Genomic DNA, 15,236 nt, shown 5'->3' with positions numbered 1-15,236 from the left:
TTGGGGGCATGACGTCTCCACCGGCCGCGCAAACCTCGAGGAGGGGCACGTGCTTGAGCCCGCGTACCAGGCAGACGTCGTCGTCGTGGGAGCCGGAGTCGCCGGACTCTCCGCCGCACATCGGCTGACCAGCGCAGGAGTTACGACCGCAGTCCTGGAGGCCGCCCACTGCGTCGGCGGCCGCATGTCGACCGAGAAGGTCGACGGCTTCCGGCTCGACCGCATCGGGCAGCTGCTGTCCACGGCCTACCCCGAACTGGGCCTGACCCCGGGGCTCGACGCGCTCGTCCTGCGTCCCTTCACCCCCGGAGTCCTGCTGCACAGCGACGGGCGCCACCACCGGGCCGGCGCGCAGGCGGGCGCGGGGAGCGCGAGGGGCGCACTCCACGCCGTACGCGCCCTGGCGAACGCCCCTCGGCCGGGTGCGCTGCCCCGGCCGCGCGCGGCCGCCGCCCGGACCGGGGCGCCGCCCGGCGGACGGGCGGTGCCCCTGCCCGGCTCCCGCCCGGGCGGGCCGTGGCAGTCCGTCCCGCCGCCCCGGGTGCGGCCGGGCGCCCCGCTGGGCACGGCCGTGGACCAGGCCCGGCTCGGCGCCGCCCTCACCCGGCTCGCGGCCACCCCCGCCGAACGGCTGCTGCGCCGCCCGGAGGCGGCGGCGGCCGAGGCCCTCGCCGCGCGCGGGCTGCCCGCCCGCACGATCGACGGGTTCCTGCGCCCGCTGCTCGCCGCGCTGCTGTGCGACCCGGACCTCACCACCTCCAGCCGGTGCGCGGACCTCGCGCTGCGCGCCTTCGCGGCGGGCCGGCTCTGTGTGCCGGAGGGCGGCGCCGAGGTGCTGCCGGAGCTGCTCGCCCGGACGCTGCCGCCGGGCGTGGTGCACACCGGGGTGCACGTCACCTCGGTCTCCACGACCTCGGTGGCCACGGCCGAGCACGGCGAGTTCCGCTGCCGCGCGGTCCTGGTGGCCACCGACGCGCGCGCCGCGGCCGAGCTGCTGCCCGGTCTGCGGGTGCCGGTCTTCCACCCCGTGACGGTGGTCCACCACACCACGGACGAGCCCCCGGCGACCGGCGGGTCCCTGCTGCTGGACGCCGACCGCGGCGGGCCGGTCGCGCACACCACCGTGACCAGCGCGGTCGATCCCTCGCGGGCTCCCGAGGGCCGCGCCCTGATCTCCTCCACCGTCCTCGGCACCCCGCCCGACGGCGTCGACACCGCCGTACGGATGCATCTCGCGCGGCTGTACGGCACCTCGACAGCGCGGTGGGAGACGCTCGCCGTCCACCACACGGCCGAAGCCGTGCCCGCGATGCGCCCGCCGCACGATCTGCGGCGTGCGGTACGGCTCCTCGCGGGGCTGTACGTGTGCGGGGACCACCGGGACACCAGTACCGTCCAGGGGGCGCTGCACTCCGCCCACCGGGCGGCTGCGGCGATCCTGTCCGATCTGGGGGCGGGGGGATCCATGCATCGGGCCGATCCGGTGCGGGGCGCCGCCGCCGAGGCCGCGTGACCCGGTTCTTCGACACGGTGCGTCAGCCCAGCGCCGACACCTTGTCCCGGTAGGTCCTCGCCGGGGCCGCGTCCCGGTACGGCTCCAGTCGGCGTTCGAAGTCCCTGATGTACTCCAGCGCGCGCACCGAGCGCATCTCGGCCGCCTGGACGGCCGCCTCGGCGGCCAGGTGGCAGGCCTGGTCGAGTTCGCCGAGGGCCAGGCGGGCGGTGGCGAGGACGACGCGGCAGAACAGGCGGCTGCGGGCGTAGGCGGCGGGGCGCAGCTGGAGGGAGCGTTCGGCGTGCTGGGCGGCGGCCCGGAACTGCTGGAGGTCGCGGTGGCAGTGCCCGAACTCGTCGGCCAGCCGGCCCTCGTCGAAGCAGCGCGCCCAGTGCGGCACCTCGTCGCCCGGGCGGGCCGCCTCCAGGGCCCGCTCGGCCCGCACCAGCGCGGCGGTGCCGGCCCGCACCTCGCCGAGCACCCCGTGCCCGCGCGCCTCGGCCGCGTGCAGCAGGGCCTGGACGACCGGTGGGGCGCAGCCGCCGATGCCCTGCTGGGCGACCCGGGCGAGCTGGACGGCCTCGCGGCCGTGCCCGAGGTAGACGGCCTGGCGGCTCATGGTGACCAGGACGTACGAGCCGTAGGCGCGGTCCCCGGCCGCCTGGGCCAGCCGCAGGGACTGCACGAAGTAGCGCTGGGCGAGGCCGTGCGCGGCGATGTCGAAGGAGGTCCAGCCGGCCAGCCGGGTGAGCTCGGCGGCGGCGCCGAAGAGCCGGCGGCCGGTCTGCTCGCCGTAGGTGCCGCGCAGCATCGGCTCGCACTCGTGCTCCAGGTAGCGCACGAGGGCCTGGCGGGCGTGGCCGCCGCCGTACATGTCGTCGAGGGTGCGGAACAGCTCCCCGACCGAGCGCAGCGCGGCGATGTCGCCGCCGGTGACCCGCTGGCCGGGGCCGCGTTCGGCGCCCTGGCCGCGCTGGCGCGGGACGGCGATCTGCGGGACGGCGGGCAGCAGCGACCCGCCGGGTTTCGCGGCCGTCGCGCGGGGGACCGCCGGACGGCTCTGGAGCGGCACCCGGGGAGCCGTCTCGGCACCGCGGGCCACCTTCTCGTCGGACCGGCCGATCAGCCAGTCGCGGCTGGGGACGACGAGTCCGGCCGGGGTGAAGGCGATCTTGCGGAGTTCGGCGTGGCTGCCGGAGTCCTTGCGCCACAGGCCGCCGACGATGTCGATGGCCTCCTCGGGGGTGCCGGCGAACTCCAGCCCCGCGTACACCGGGGCGCACGCGTCCAGGCCGAGGTCCTGGGCGGTGAGGCGGCGGCCGAGGCGGCGGGTGAACACCTCGGCGATCAGGGCCGGGGTCGTGCCCCGGGGCTGCTGGCCGCGCAGCCACCGGGTGACGGAGGTCTTGTCGTATCTGAGGTCCAGTCCGTGTTCGAGGCCCAGCTGATCGACGCGACGGGCCAGACCCGCGTTGGAGAACCCGGCTTCTGCGATGAGCGCGGCGAGCTGGCGGTTGGGAGTGCGCTGCGCGGGTCGTTCCGTCATCTGCGGTGCGGTCTCCTGCCTCCCGGGCCTCTGACATGCCCGGATGAAGTGCCCTGAGGGCTGTGATCAGGTGTGATGCCTCTTGAACGGCGCGAATGTAGCGGAGCGTAAGCAGCTGGTCGCACATCTCGACCCTCATTCATCCGATCGTGTGAGGATTGGCCGTGCGGCTGACGCGGCGGGCGCGGACGTACAGTGGCGTGGGCGCGTTTCGTGCCTTACGACCTTCCAGGGAGGCGCTTGCCGTGAGTGAGTTGCGGTTCGTCCGTATGGGTTTCGGGGCCGAGGCCGTGGAGTACCAGGAGGCCTGGGACGAGCAGCGCCGGGTGCACGCGGCCCGGTTCGCCGGCGAGATCCCCGACACCGTGCTGCTCCTCGAACACCCGCCGGTCTACACGGCCGGCCGGCGCACCGCCGACAACGAGCGCCCCCTCGACGGCACCCCGGTCGTCGACGTGGACCGCGGCGGCAAGATCACCTGGCACGGCCCCGGCCAGCTGGTCGGCTACCCCATCCAGCAGCTCCCCCGCCCGGTGGACGTGGTGGCGCACCTGCGCCGGCTGGAGGAGGCGATGATCCGCGTCTGCGCGGAGTTCGGCGTCGCGACCAGCCGGGTCGAGGGCCGGGCGGGCGTCTGGGTGCTGGGCGATCCGATGGAGAAGCGTCCCGCCGTGGGCGGACTCTCGCTCGACTTCGACCCCCGGCTGACCGACGACGAGTTCGACCCCCGGCTCAACGGCCCGGAGTACGCCCCCTCCAACGCCGGCCAGCGCCGCGAGGACCGCAAGATCTGCGCCATGGGCGTCCGGGTCGCCAAGGGCGTGACCATGCACGGCTTCGCCCTCAACGTGAATCCGGACACATCCAGCTTCGACAAGATCATCCCCTGTGGCATCCGCGACGCCGGTGTCACCTCCCTGGCGCACGAACTGGGCCGGGAACTCACCATCGAGGAGGTCCTGCCGGTCGCCGAGCGCCATCTGAGGGACGTCCTGGGGAACGCGGACCTCAAGCCGCGGACCGTCGAGCCGGCGACGGCCTGACGCAGGGAAGGGCCTTGGGTCCGTCGGGGTCGGCCTGGCGGCAGGGCTCGGTAAACACGGGCGTACCCTGGTGTGCGCCGAGGAATCGAAGTCACAGGGAGCCGGTCGTGTCCGCAGTCACCCCCGACGGACGCAAGATGCTGCGCCTCGAGGTCCGCAACAGCCAGACCCCCATCGAGCGCAAGCCCGAGTGGATCAAGACCCGGGCGAAAATGGGCCCCGAGTACACCGCCATGCAGAAGCTCGTGAAGAGCGAGGGCCTGCACACCGTGTGCCAGGAGGCCGGCTGCCCCAACATCTACGAGTGCTGGGAGGACCGCGAGGCGACCTTCCTCATCGGCGGCGACCAGTGCACCCGGCGCTGCGACTTCTGCCAGATCGACACCGGCAAGCCCGAGGCGCTGGACCGTGACGAACCCCGCCGGGTCGGCGAGTCCGTGGTCACCATGGACCTGAACTACGCCACCATCACCGGCGTCGCCCGCGACGACCTGGAGGACGGCGGCGCCTGGCTGTACGCCGAGACGGTCCGTCAGATCCACGAGCAGACGGCGGCCCGGGAGGCCGGCCGCACCAAGGTCGAGCTGCTCGCCCCCGACTTCAACGCCGTGCCGGAGCTGCTGGCGGAGGTCTTCGCCTCGCGCCCCGAGGTCTTCGCGCACAACGTCGAGACCGTCCCGCGGATCTTCAAGCGGATCCGCCCCGGCTTCCGCTACGAGCGCTCCCTGAAGGTGATCACCGAGGCCCGCGACCACGGCCTGGTCACCAAGTCCAATCTGATCCTCGGCATGGGCGAGACCCGTGAGGAGGTCAGCGAGGCGCTGAAGCAGCTGCACGACGCCGGCTGCGAGCTGATCACCATCACCCAGTACCTGCGCCCGTCCGTGCGCCACCACCCCGTGGAGCGCTGGGTCAAGCCGCAGGAGTTCGTGGAGCTGAAGGAGGAGGCCGAGCAGCTCGGTTTCTCCGGGGTGATGTCGGGTCCGCTGGTGCGCTCCTCGTACCGCGCGGGCCGGCTGTACCAGATGGCCGTGGAGAAGCGGGGCGCCTACATCGCCTCGCAGGCCGTGTGACCTGGGCGACAGCCGCCACCCGCCTTGCGCCGTCCGGGCGTCGGGCAAGCGTGTGAACTCGCGCACAAGGTGCTACTGGCCGGTAACGGCCGAAACGACGCGGTCCCGACCGTCCTCGCAGATGAGGGCCCCGGTCGGGACCGCGTCGGCGTTCCCCGACCGCACAGGACCCCTCATCAAGGCTTCATGGGCGTTTGACCGGTCGGTCACGCCCTGGTAACACCGAACAGTGACGCTGGTGTCACACCTCGTAGAGACCCACCCCAACCTGCCCGAGGGGGACCTTCCCATGCAGGCCGCGCCCGTTCGCGCCACCGCGATCCCGTCGTTCACCACCGCCCTGCGCGCCGTCGAGTCGCTGCTCCTGAGCAGCGGACAGCGCACCGCCCGCCGCAACGCGTGGACCTCCGTGCTGGAGGACCGCCGTCGCGCCAAGGACCGGGTCGAGGCGCAGCGCGTCCTCGAAGCGGTCACCTCCGCCCGCACCTCCTGACCCACCGCTCCACCCACTCCCCACCCCACACCCCTCCACACCCCTCCCCGCGCCTCCCCCTCCGCTTCCCCGCCGCCCGCCTCCCGGACACTGCCGTCGTCGGTACTTCCGGGGCCACGTAGACTTCCTGGCATGGCGAGAAGTGACAGCGCGGCGGACGCCGCGAACCCCGGGCGACTGAAGCAGATCGCCCTGACGTACAAGATGACCCGCAAGGCCGACAAGACGATCGGTCTGGTGCTCGCGGGCGTCTTCATCCTCATCCTCGGTGTCTTTCTCGCGATCGGTTTCCTGATCGGCCACCCGGTCTACCTGGGCATCCTCGGCTTCCTGCTCGCCTTCCTCGGGACGGCGATCGTGTTCGGCCGACGGGCCGAGCGGGCCGCGTTCGGCCAGATGGAGGGCCAGCCGGGCGCCGCGGCGGCCGTGCTCGACAATGTCGGCCGCGGCTGGACGACGACCCCCGCGGTGGCCATGAACCGCAGCCAGGACGTGGTGCACCGGGCCGTCGGCAAGGCCGGCATCGTCCTGGTCGCCGAGGGCAACCCGAACCGGGTGAAGAGCCTGCTGGCCGCCGAGAAGAAGAAGATGAACCGCATCGTCGCGGACGTCCCGGTGCACGACGTGATCGTCGGCACGGGCGAGGGCCAGACCGAGCTGAAGAAGCTGCGGACCACCCTGCTGAAGTACCCGCGCGTCCTCACCGGCCCGCAGGTCACCGCGACGAACGACCGGCTGCGCGCCATGGGCGACCTGATGAGCAACATGCCGCTCCCCAAGGGCCCCATGCCCAAGGGCGTGCGCCTGCCGAAGGGCGGCAAGGCCCGCTGAGCCGTCCCGGCTCGTCCGGCTCGTCCTTCCTGCTTCCCGTACGACGAGGGGGCGCCCGGTGATCACCGGGCGCCCCCTCGTCGTACGGCCCCGAGGCCGTCGTACGTCCGAAGTCCTAGATCCGGACCTCGACCGTGCGGGCCAGCCGGTCGTGCAGGCCCCGGCCGTCGCGGTCCCAGATCAGGGCCGGGAGTGCGAGGCAGAGCAGCAGCGTGCGGATCGCCGAGCGCAGCGGCTTGACCGTGCCGGTGTCCAGCGACACCACCCGCAGACCGAAGATCCGCTTGCCCGGGGTGAAGCCGAGCGTACCCACCGTCAGCAGGCTCACCAGCAGGAAGACCAGCAGGGTCCAGTTGCTGGTGGAGGGGGTGTAGCCGTCGGTGATCAAGCTGTATGCGATCAGCAGGCACAGGCCCCAGTCCACGGCGAGGGCGCCGAGACGCCGGCCGGGGCGGGCGATCGAGCCCGGTCCCTCCTCCGGGAGGCCCAGTTGTTCGCCCCTGTATCCGAAGTCGACACCGGCTTCCTCCGCCGCCGCGCGGGGGCCCGAGAGCCACGATCCGATTGCTTCCCTCTTGTCCACGCGTCCACGGTACTGCCCCCGTTTCGCGATGCGGACAGGTGGGTGATTCGGACCGAGTCCGGTTAACTTGTGCGAAACAAATGGGTCACGCCCGAGAAATCACGCGTCCCTAGGGTCGAGGACAGCGTGTGCCACCGCACTGGCCGCACGAACGAACTACCACCCCGGCTCGACGGCCGGGAGTAGGAGGAGCTGGATGTTCCAGAACGCCGACGAGGCCAAGAAGTTCATCGCGGACGAGGACGTCAAGTTCGTCGACGTCCGCTTCTGCGACCTGCCGGGCGTCATGCAGCACTTCTCGCTGCCCGTCGAGGCGTTCGACCCGGACGAGGAGCTCGCGTTCGACGGTTCGTCGATCCGCGGCTTCCAGGCCATCCACGAGTCGGACATGGCCCTGCGCGCCGACCTGTCGACCGCGCGGGTGGACCCCTTCCGCCGGGACAAGACGCTCAACATCAACTTCTTCATCCACGACCCGATCACGGGCGAGCAGTACTCCCGTGACCCGCGCAACGTGGCGAAGAAGGCGGAGGCGTACCTGGCGTCGACCGGTATCGCCGACACCGCGTACTTCGGCCCCGAGGCCGAGTTCTACGTGTTCGACAGCGTGCGCTTCAAGACCTCGGAGAACGAGTCCTTCTACCACATCGACTCCGAGGCCGGCGCCTGGAACACCGGTGCGCTCGAGGACAACCGCGGTTACAAGGTCCGCTACAAGGGCGGCTACTTCCCCACCCCGCCGGTCGACCACTTCGCCGACCTGCGTGCCGAGATCTCCCTGGAACTGGCCGCCTCCGGCCTCCAGGTCGAGCGCCAGCACCACGAGGTGGGCACCGCCGGCCAGGCCGAGATCAACTACAAGTTCAACACGCTGCTCGCCGCCGCCGACGACCTCCAGCTCTTCAAGTACATCGTGAAGAACGTGGCCTGGCGCAACGGCAAGACCGCCACCTTCATGCCGAAGCCGATCTTCGGCGACAACGGCTCGGGCATGCACGTCCACCAGTCGCTGTGGAGCAACGGCACCCCGCTGTTCTACGACGAGGCCGGCTACGCGGGTCTGTCGGACACCGCCCGCTACTACATCGGCGGCATCCTCAAGCACGCCCCGTCGCTGCTCGCCTTCACCAACCCGACGGTGAACTCCTACCACCGCCTGGTCCCGGGCTTCGAGGCCCCGGTCAACCTGGTGTACTCGCAGCGCAACCGCTCCGCCGCGATGCGTATCCCGATCACGGGGTCGAACCCGAAGGCCAAGCGCGTCGAGTTCCGCGCGCCCGACTCCTCCGGCAACCCGTACCTCGCCTTCTCGGCCCTGCTCCTCGCCGGCCTCGACGGCATCAAGAACAAGATCGAGCCGGCCGAGCCGATCGACAAGGACCTCTACGAGCTGGCCCCCGAGGAGCACGCGGGCGTCCCGCAGGTCCCGACCTCGCTCCCGGCCGTCCTCGACTCGCTGGAGCGCGACCACGAGTTCCTGCTCGCCGGTGACGTCTTCACGTCCGACCTGATCGAGACGTGGATCGACTACAAGCGCGCGAACGAGATCGCCCCGCTGCAGCTGCGCCCGCACCCGCACGAGTTCGAGCTGTACTTCGACGTGTGATCGAGCCTCTGCCGTAGGCGGCGCCCCCGTTTCCTGTTTCTCAGGGCGGGGGCGCCGTCGTATGGTTTCTGGCACTGCTGTTCGAGACCAGGCGACGGGGGATACGGGGATGTCCGAACAGGACGACGACCAGCGCGAGTTCGACATCAAGTGGGCCGACCAGGCCGAGCACAAGGAGCCCTCGGCCCGCGCCCGGATGCTGGCCGCCCGCTGGAAGGAGAACCCGCCGGAGCCGGTGCCGTTCCGGGGCGACCCCGAGCACGTGGGGCCGCGCCGGTCGTCCTGGCTGTCGACGGTGATCGTGCTGGGGTGCGTGGCCGCGGTGATCCTGATCCTGGGGTACACCCGCTTCCAGGCGCCGTACTAGACATGAACACGGTCACCGGCGAGGCCGGGGTGGCGGCCGCGGTACGACTCGCGGAGGGGGAGCCGGTCGGCGCGGTGCTGCCCGGGGACGACGCGGCGGCCTGGATCGCCTTCGACGCGGGCGTCCGGCAGAGCGTGTGGCAGCAGGACGGCGGCGTATGGATGCCCCCCTGGGCCGTCACCGAGGGCGGACGCGTCGTTCTCGCCGCTCTGCGCCGGCACCGGGCCCGCGGGCTGTCCGCCCTCCTGCGGCGCCCGAAACCGCTCACCGAACTCACCGAGTCGCAGCTCGCGCTCGCGCTGTGCCACTGGGACGGCAGGAACCGGCAGGCGGCCCTCGAACACGCCGCCGGGCACCCCGCACTGCTGCCCCTGGTGGTGCTGCGCAGTGCCGACTGGGCTCCCCCGGTGCACGAGCCCGCCCGGCTGCTGCTGACGGCGGCGCTCGACGCGCGGACCGCCGTACGGCTGACGCCCCTGATCCTGCGCCTCGGGCGCCGGGACCACGGGGACTTCGCCGCCGGCCTCGCGGACCGGCTGCTGCGCGCGGCGCCGCCCGAGCTCCTCACGCCGCTGTACACCGACCCCGACCGCGCCGTACGGCGGTACGCGCACCGGCTCGCGGTCGAGGGGCACCACCTCTCCCCGGCCGAACTGGCCCGCACCGCCGCCCGCGACCCCGACACGGTGGTCCAGAACCTCTGTGCCGACGCCGCCGTGGCCGCCCTGACGGACGGCGGGGACCAGGACGGCGTCCTGGAACCGCTGCTCGGGGCGCGTCGGCCGCGGGTGCGGGCCGCCGGGGTCACCGCGCTGCGGCGGGCCGGCCGGCCCGAGCGGGCCGTGGGGTTCCTCGCGGACCGGTCCGCGGTGGTGCGGGCCTGTGCGCGGTACGTCGTACGGCAGGGCGGGGGCGATCCGCTGCCCTGGTACCGCAAGCGGTGCGCCGAGCCCGAGGGACTGCCGCCGGCGGCCGTGATCGGGCTCGCGGAGTGCGGGGAGCGGGCCGACGCCGAGGTGCTGTGGGCGCTGCTCGGGCACCCGGTCGCGGGCGTGCGGGCCCGGGCCGTCGCCGGACTGCGGACCCTGGCCGTGACGGACGTACGACGGCTGCGGCCGTTGCTGGACGATCCGGCGCCCGGGGTGGTGCGGGAGGTGACGGCCGCGCTGCTGCCGTCGGCGGACGACGTGCCCGAGGAGGACCTGACCGAGCGGCTCGGCGCCGGGCGGCCCCGCCATGTGCGGGTCGCCGCGTTCCGGCTGCTGGACGCGCGCGGCGGGATCGTACGGCTGCGGGCCGCGGTCACGGCGCTCGACGACCCGGACGAGCGGATCCGGGAGTGGGCGCGCCAGTCGGTACAGGGCTGGCACGCGGGCGGGGACGTACCGCGTGGGGCGGTCGCCGAGGCCGGAGCGCTGCTGGACCGCTCGGCGCATCTGTTCAGTGCCCGCGCGCTGCGGCGGAGGAAGTGGGAAGCCGGCGTCCCCGTCTGAGCCTTTGCTGCTCCTAGGCCTGCTCAGGAGCGCTTCATGGGAGTGCGAGGGTGCACACTGGCTGTGGGGGCGAGTGCCTGACTGCCTGCGGGGTGATGCAGATGCGGAGCCGTTTCCGGAGCGACCGGGGGCTGACCGTGCGGATGACGGTCACCATGTTTCTGCTGGGGCTGCTGTACGTGGCGTTCGTCGCCGCGCTGATCGTGTTGCTGAAGTCGTGGCTGCTCGTGGTCGTGCTGGTGGCGGCCATGTTCGTGGCGCAGTTCTGGTTCTCCGACCGGATCGCGATGTTCGCCATGCGCGGGCGGGTCGTGGAGCGCGAGGAGTACCCCGAGCTGCACGCCGTGGTGGACCGGCTCTGCGCCCTGTCGGACCTGCCGAAGCCGGTCGTCGCCGTCTCCGACCTGGACATGCCGAACGCGTTCGCCACCGGCCGCAATGCCGACAACGCGGTGGTGTGCGTGACGACCGGGCTGCTGCGGCGGCTGGAGCCGGCCGAGCTGGAGGGCGTGCTCGCGCACGAGCTGTCGCACGTGGCGCACAAGGACGTGGCGGTGATCACGATCGCCTCGTTCCTCGGGGTGATCGCGGGCCTGATCGTGCGGTTCGCCTTCTACTCGCAGCTGTTCGGCGGTCGCCGGGACCAGAACACGGCCGTCGTCTTCGCGGCCGTGATGGGAGTGTCGGCGGCCGTGTACGCGCTCAGCTTCCTGCTGATCAGGGCGCTGTCCCGGTACCGGGAGCTGGCCGCGGACCGGGCGGCCGCGCTGCTGACCGGGCGCCCCTCCGTGCTGGCCTCCGCGCTCACCAAGGTCTCCGGGGACATCGCCCGCATCCCCACCAAGGACCTGCGTACGGCCCAGGCCTTCAACGCCTTCTACTTCACCCCGGCGACCGGCAAGGAGCCCGGCATCGAACGCTACTTCTCCACCCACCCGAGCCTTGAGCAGCGGCTCGACCAGCTGGGGCGGATCTCCGCCGAGCTGGGTGAGGCGGCGACCCCCGGGAAGGCAGGCTGACGCATGGGGCTGCTCGACATCCTGCTCGGCCGGACCAAGCCGGTCGTCCCCGACCTCGATCAGCTGTTCGCACTGCCGTCGGCGGCGATCACACTGGAGGCGGCGGCCGGATTCACGCCGACCGGGCAGGGCGCCGTCTGTTTCGCGACCGTGGAGGGCGCCGCCTTCGAACAGACGCACCTGGAGGTCCAGGCCCTGCTGGACGCCGACACCGAGCGCACCGGGCCCCCGGTCCGGCTCCTGCGCGACGACTACGGCTACTCCTGGCTGCTCTCCCACCGCTCCCCCGACGACCTCTCCGCCCTGGTCAACGACCTGCACGCGGTCAACAGCGCCATGGAGATCAACGGTTTCGGCCCGCAGCTGCTGTGTTCGCTCGCGGCCTTCGCGAACCCCTCGGGGCGGTCCCTCGCGCTCGTGTACCTCTACAAGCGCGGCACGTTCTTCCCGTTCGCGCCGCTGCCCGGGCGGGGACAGCGGCGCGACAACGCGCTCGAACTCCAGGTGAAGGCCGTCCTGGCGAACGACCTGCGGATCGAGCAGGACCTCAGCCGCTGGTTCCCCGTGTGGGGCGCCCCCGGCCTGTGAGCCGGCTCTCCCCCGGCTCTCCTCCGGTCCTCTGCTCCTACCTGCCGCGCTCGCGCTCGTAGCGGCGCTCCCACTTGGTCTGCAGGTCGCGGCGGGCGCGGTAGGCCTTGTAGGTGGTCGGGGCGGGGCCCGGGGCCGGGGTGGGGGGCGGGGTCGACGACGAGGAGCTGGTCGTGTCCCTGCCGTACTGGACGTGGACGTAGAGCAGGGCGACGGCGGCCAGCCAGTAGAGGGGGTTTCCGAATCCCAGGACGACCAGGACGAAGGTCCCGATGATGATGACGGTGGCCATGCGTCCAGCGTAGGGAGACGGTCACTCACCGTGCATCCCGTTTTTCGGGCGTGTCCGCGTCATACGTCGGGGGCCGCCGTGACCACTCCCGCCGCGATGGCCGCGCGCAGGGACGCGTGGTCGGTGGTGGTCCGGTCGGCGTAGGCCTCGGCGAAGTCGGCGATCGCGTTCTCGAAGGTGTCGCCGGTGCCGAGGTAGCCGGCGAGGGCGATCCGGTCGCCGGAGCGGGCGTGGGCGCGGGCCAGGGCGGTGCCGCAGAGCCGGGCGTACGCCGTGAGGTCGGCGGGGGTCATGCCGGCGACGTCGGCGGAGCCCTTCGTGTCCCGCAGCCGGCGCCAGTAGTAGGCACGGCCCTGGGGTCCGGTCGTCCAGCCGAGGAAGATGTCGCCGGCCGCCTGGAGCAGCCGCTGTCCGGCGACGACCCGGTGGCCGGGGTGGAGGTGGGGTCCGCTCGGCAGATGGGCCTCCAGGACGGAGGCGCGGGCCTCCTTGATCTGCAGGAGCAGCCGGTCGTCGGCGTCGCGTCCGGTCAGCAGGACGATGAAGCAGCGCAGGCCGACGCTGCCCACGCCGACGACCTTGCGGGCGGCGTCGGCGAAGTGGTAGCGGTCGAGGAGCAGCCGGCGCTCCCCGGAGAGGGTGGAGCGGTAGTCGCTGAAGATCTTGCGCAGGGCGGCGGAGTCGGAGACGCCGGCGGGTGAGAGGAGCGGCGGGTCGTGGATGATGCGGTGGCGTCCGTCGACGCGTTCGGTGAGTTCGCCGAGGGCCTGGAGGCTGGTGCGGCGGCGGACCCGGGTGAGGCTGGCCTCGGCGCGCCGGCGGTGCCGGGAGGCGCGCAGCAGGGGCAGCAGCCGGTCGGCGTCGATGCGTTCGTACCAGACGTCCAGTTCGCCGAGCCGGGCCAGCCGCAGCATCGTGGTGCGGTAGGCGGCGACCGCCTCGACGGTGGCGGCGCGCGCCCGCGGCCCGGCGTGGCCGTTCTCGCGGGCGGCGACGGTGACGGAGGCGGCGAGGCGTTGCACGTCCCATTCGAAGGGGCCGGGGAACGTCTCGTCGAAGTCGTTCAGGTCGAACATCAGCGCCCGCTCCGGGGAGGCGTACAGCCCGAAGTTGAGCAGATGGGCGTCGCCGCAGAGCTGGACGGTGAGTCCGGTGTGCGGCCGGGCGGCGAGGTCGGCGGCCATCACGGCGGCGGCGCCGCGCAGGAAGGCGAAGGGCGAGGCGGCCATCCGCCCGTGGCGGACGGGCAGCAGTTCGGGCAGCCGGTCGCGCCCCTGCCGTTCCAGGACGACGACGGGGTCGGGCCGGTCGAGCGGGGGCAGCCAGTCGGCGTGCGCGGAGCGGGGTACCCGCTTGCGGGCCTCCTTGCCGCGCCGGGCCCGCTCCTCGGGGGTGCCGACGGCGCCGGGGGCGCTCATGTTCCTCGTCTCCGCAGCACGCCGGTCTCCCGTCTCGAACACACCGCCGTCACGCCCTTGTTCGCAGTGAAGAGCGGGGGGCCCGGGCGCGCATGCCGGGTCCGGCGAACGGGTGACGCGTGGGGCGGGGCGCGATTGTCAGTGGTGCCGGGGAGGATGCGTGCAGGGACCGGTGACGACGGGGCGATGGTCGGGGATGGGTGAGGACATGCGGTACATCGACGGGGCGGAGCGCAGGGCCCGGCTGGCGCTGCGGCACCGGCTGACCGCGGCGGGGCGGGCGGCGACGCCCGAGGCGGTGGCCGCTTCCCTGGTCGCCCTGCACGGGACGGATCCGGCGACGGTGCACCTCGCGGTCGGGGCGCGGCTCGCCGACCCGGCGGGGCCGGTGGCGGCCACGGAGCGGGCGTTGTACGAGGACCGGACGCTGGTGCGGATGCACGGCATGCGGGACACCGTGTTCGTGTTCCCCGCGGAACTGACGGCCGTCGTGCACGCCTCGACCGGTCTCACGGTCGCCGCCCGGGCTCGGGCCTCGCTGGTGGCGGACATGGCGAAGGCGGGTGCCCCGGACGCGGCCTGGCTGAAGGAGGTCGAGGAGTCGGCGCTGGCCGCGCTGGGGCGGCTGGGGCAGGCGACGGCGGCCGAGCTGTCGCGGGAGGAGCCGCGGCTGCGGGAGCGGTTCGTGTATGCGGCGGGGAAGAGTTACGAGGGGGTCCACACCGTCTCGACCCGGCTGCTGCGGCTGCTGGGGGTGGAGGGGAAGGTCGTCCGGGGGCGCCCGTTGGGCTCGTGGACGTCCAGCCAGTTCCGCTGGGCCCTCGCCCCGGCCCATCCGGAGCTGGACCCCGGGCAGGCGCGGGCGGAGCTGCTGCGGCGCTGGCTGACGGCCTGCGGTCCGGCCACCGAGGCGGATCTGAAGTGGTGGACGGGGTGGAAGGTGACCGACGTCCGGCGGGCGCTGGAGGCGATGGGGGCCCGGACGGTGGCGGTGGACGAGGGCACGGGGTACGTCGTCGAGGGGGACGCCGATCCGGTGGCGGCGCCCGAGGAGCCCTGGGCGGCCCTGCTGCCCGCTCTCGATCCGACGGCGATGGGCTGGCAGGGCCGGGACTGGTATCTGGCGCCGGAGCTGCGGCCCGCCCTGTTCGACCGGAGCGGCAACATCGGGCCGACGGTGTGGTGGAACGGCCGGGTGGTGGGGGCCTGGGCCCAGCGGGCGGACGGGGAGGTCGTCTGGCGGATCCTCGCCGGGGAGGGGATCGGCCGGGAGGCGCGCGCGGCGGTGGGCGCCGAGGCGGAGCGACTGGCCGGCCTGCTGGGCGGGGCGCGGGTGACGCCCCGGTTCCGGACGCCGATGGAGAAGGAGCTGGCGGGGTGAGGGACGCC

Annotated in this window: 15 protein-coding genes; 11 read left to right on the top strand and 4 right to left on the bottom strand. The window is 73.1% G+C overall.

Annotated features, from left to right (window positions below; all coding sequences use genetic code 11):
- The first annotated feature begins 49 nt into the window (after nucleotides 1–49).
- Nucleotides 50–1,513: an NAD(P)/FAD-dependent oxidoreductase gene (locus U5640_RS32645; protein WP_340380503.1), complete on the top strand. Its 1,464-nt coding sequence runs from the start codon at nucleotides 50–52 to the stop codon at nucleotides 1,511–1,513.
- Between the two features lie 22 nt (nucleotides 1,514–1,535).
- Here the strand turns inward: U5640_RS32645 and U5640_RS32640 are convergent, their stop codons facing one another.
- Nucleotides 1,536–3,041, bottom strand: a complete 1,506-nt coding sequence (locus U5640_RS32640; RefSeq protein WP_340380501.1) for a regulator — start codon at nucleotides 3,039–3,041, stop codon at nucleotides 1,536–1,538.
- Between the two features lie 245 nt (nucleotides 3,042–3,286).
- Here U5640_RS32640 and lipB point away from each other — a divergent pair, with 245 nt between their 5' ends.
- The 4 genes from lipB to U5640_RS32620 all read left to right on the top strand — a co-directional run bounded on the left by lipB (nucleotide 3,287) and on the right by U5640_RS32620 (nucleotide 6,481).
- A complete protein-coding gene (lipB, locus tag U5640_RS32635; protein ID WP_340380499.1) occupies nucleotides 3,287–4,084 on the top strand; it encodes a lipoyl(octanoyl) transferase LipB in 798 nt (265 codons plus the stop codon).
- A gap of 107 nt (nucleotides 4,085–4,191) precedes the next feature.
- Nucleotides 4,192–5,157: a lipoyl synthase gene (lipA, locus tag U5640_RS32630; protein WP_340380497.1), complete on the top strand. Its 966-nt coding sequence runs from the start codon at nucleotides 4,192–4,194 to the stop codon at nucleotides 5,155–5,157.
- Between the two features lie 289 nt (nucleotides 5,158–5,446).
- Nucleotides 5,447–5,650: a hypothetical protein gene (locus tag U5640_RS32625; protein ID WP_067245807.1), complete on the top strand. Its 204-nt coding sequence runs from the start codon at nucleotides 5,447–5,449 to the stop codon at nucleotides 5,648–5,650.
- A gap of 132 nt (nucleotides 5,651–5,782) precedes the next feature.
- Nucleotides 5,783–6,481 carry a DUF4191 domain-containing protein gene (locus U5640_RS32620; protein ID WP_340380495.1) on the top strand — a complete coding sequence of 233 codons (699 nt, stop codon included), beginning with the start codon at nucleotides 5,783–5,785 and terminating at the stop codon, nucleotides 6,479–6,481.
- 115 nt (nucleotides 6,482–6,596) lie between these two features.
- On the opposite strand, the gene U5640_RS32615 is transcribed toward U5640_RS32620, so the two are convergent.
- Nucleotides 6,597–7,064: an RDD family protein gene (locus tag U5640_RS32615; RefSeq protein WP_067245024.1), complete on the bottom strand. Its 468-nt coding sequence runs from the start codon at nucleotides 7,062–7,064 to the stop codon at nucleotides 6,597–6,599.
- Between the two features lie 196 nt (nucleotides 7,065–7,260).
- Between U5640_RS32615 and glnA the strand changes: the two genes are divergently transcribed.
- The 5 genes from glnA (at nucleotide 7,261) to U5640_RS32590 (ending at nucleotide 12,137) form a co-directional block, all read left to right on the top strand.
- A complete protein-coding gene (glnA, locus tag U5640_RS32610; protein ID WP_340380492.1) occupies nucleotides 7,261–8,670 on the top strand; it encodes a type I glutamate--ammonia ligase in 1,410 nt (469 codons plus the stop codon).
- Between the two features lie 109 nt (nucleotides 8,671–8,779).
- Complete coding sequence (locus U5640_RS32605; RefSeq protein WP_340380491.1) at nucleotides 8,780–9,037, top strand: hypothetical protein; 258 nt, start codon at nucleotides 8,780–8,782, stop codon at nucleotides 9,035–9,037.
- 2 nt (nucleotides 9,038–9,039) lie between these two features.
- Nucleotides 9,040–10,530 carry a hypothetical protein gene (locus tag U5640_RS32600; RefSeq protein WP_340380489.1) on the top strand — a complete coding sequence of 497 codons (1,491 nt, stop codon included), beginning with the start codon at nucleotides 9,040–9,042 and terminating at the stop codon, nucleotides 10,528–10,530.
- A 101-nt stretch (nucleotides 10,531–10,631) separates the two neighbouring features.
- Entirely contained in the window at nucleotides 10,632–11,549 is a 918-nt protein-coding gene (htpX, locus tag U5640_RS32595) for a zinc metalloprotease HtpX (protein ID WP_340380487.1), read from the top strand.
- A gap of 3 nt (nucleotides 11,550–11,552) precedes the next feature.
- Nucleotides 11,553–12,137 carry a hypothetical protein gene (locus U5640_RS32590; RefSeq protein ID WP_340380485.1) on the top strand — a complete coding sequence of 195 codons (585 nt, stop codon included), beginning with the start codon at nucleotides 11,553–11,555 and terminating at the stop codon, nucleotides 12,135–12,137.
- A 37-nt stretch (nucleotides 12,138–12,174) separates the two neighbouring features.
- On the opposite strand, the gene U5640_RS32585 is transcribed toward U5640_RS32590, so the two are convergent.
- On the bottom strand, nucleotides 12,175–12,429 hold the full coding sequence (locus tag U5640_RS32585; protein WP_340380483.1) for a hypothetical protein: 255 nt from the start codon (nucleotides 12,427–12,429) through the stop codon (nucleotides 12,175–12,177).
- 59 nt (nucleotides 12,430–12,488) lie between these two features.
- A complete protein-coding gene (locus tag U5640_RS32580) occupies nucleotides 12,489–13,847 on the bottom strand; it encodes a DUF2252 domain-containing protein (RefSeq protein ID WP_340380481.1) in 1,359 nt (452 codons plus the stop codon).
- Between the two features lie 196 nt (nucleotides 13,848–14,043).
- Between U5640_RS32580 and U5640_RS32575 the strand changes: the two genes are divergently transcribed.
- On the top strand, nucleotides 14,044–15,228 hold the full coding sequence (locus U5640_RS32575) for a winged helix DNA-binding domain-containing protein (RefSeq protein WP_340385473.1): 1,185 nt from the start codon (nucleotides 14,044–14,046) through the stop codon (nucleotides 15,226–15,228).
- Nucleotides 15,229–15,236 lie beyond the last annotated feature (8 nt).

The sequence above is a fragment of the Streptomyces sp. SS7 genome (assembly GCF_037993025.1).
Classification (GTDB): domain Bacteria; phylum Actinomycetota; class Actinomycetes; order Streptomycetales; family Streptomycetaceae; genus Streptomyces.
Note: the sequence above shows the minus strand (reverse complement) of the source record. Positions and strands in the feature narration are given on the sequence as shown.

Excerpts from the sequence above, each read along its gene's own strand:
- U5640_RS32585 (WP_340380483.1), bottom strand. The coding sequence starts at position 12,429 with ATGGCCACCGTCATCATCATCGGGACCTTCGTCCTGGTCGTCCTGGGA.
- U5640_RS32605 (WP_340380491.1), top strand. The coding sequence starts at position 8,780 with ATGTCCGAACAGGACGACGACCAGCGCGAGTTCGACATCAAGTGGGCC.
- U5640_RS32580 (WP_340380481.1), bottom strand. The coding sequence starts at position 13,847 with ATGAGCGCCCCCGGCGCCGTCGGCACCCCCGAGGAGCGGGCCCGGCGC.
- glnA (WP_340380492.1), top strand. The coding sequence starts at position 7,261 with ATGTTCCAGAACGCCGACGAGGCCAAGAAGTTCATCGCGGACGAGGAC.
- U5640_RS32625 (WP_067245807.1), top strand. The coding sequence starts at position 5,447 with ATGCAGGCCGCGCCCGTTCGCGCCACCGCGATCCCGTCGTTCACCACC.
- U5640_RS32575 (WP_340385473.1), top strand. The coding sequence starts at position 14,044 with ATGGGTGAGGACATGCGGTACATCGACGGGGCGGAGCGCAGGGCCCGG.
- U5640_RS32620 (WP_340380495.1), top strand. The coding sequence starts at position 5,783 with ATGGCGAGAAGTGACAGCGCGGCGGACGCCGCGAACCCCGGGCGACTG.
- U5640_RS32600 (WP_340380489.1), top strand. The coding sequence starts at position 9,040 with ATGAACACGGTCACCGGCGAGGCCGGGGTGGCGGCCGCGGTACGACTC.
- U5640_RS32590 (WP_340380485.1), top strand. The coding sequence starts at position 11,553 with ATGGGGCTGCTCGACATCCTGCTCGGCCGGACCAAGCCGGTCGTCCCC.
- htpX (WP_340380487.1), top strand. The coding sequence starts at position 10,632 with ATGCGGAGCCGTTTCCGGAGCGACCGGGGGCTGACCGTGCGGATGACG.
- U5640_RS32640 (WP_340380501.1), bottom strand. The coding sequence starts at position 3,041 with ATGACGGAACGACCCGCGCAGCGCACTCCCAACCGCCAGCTCGCCGCG.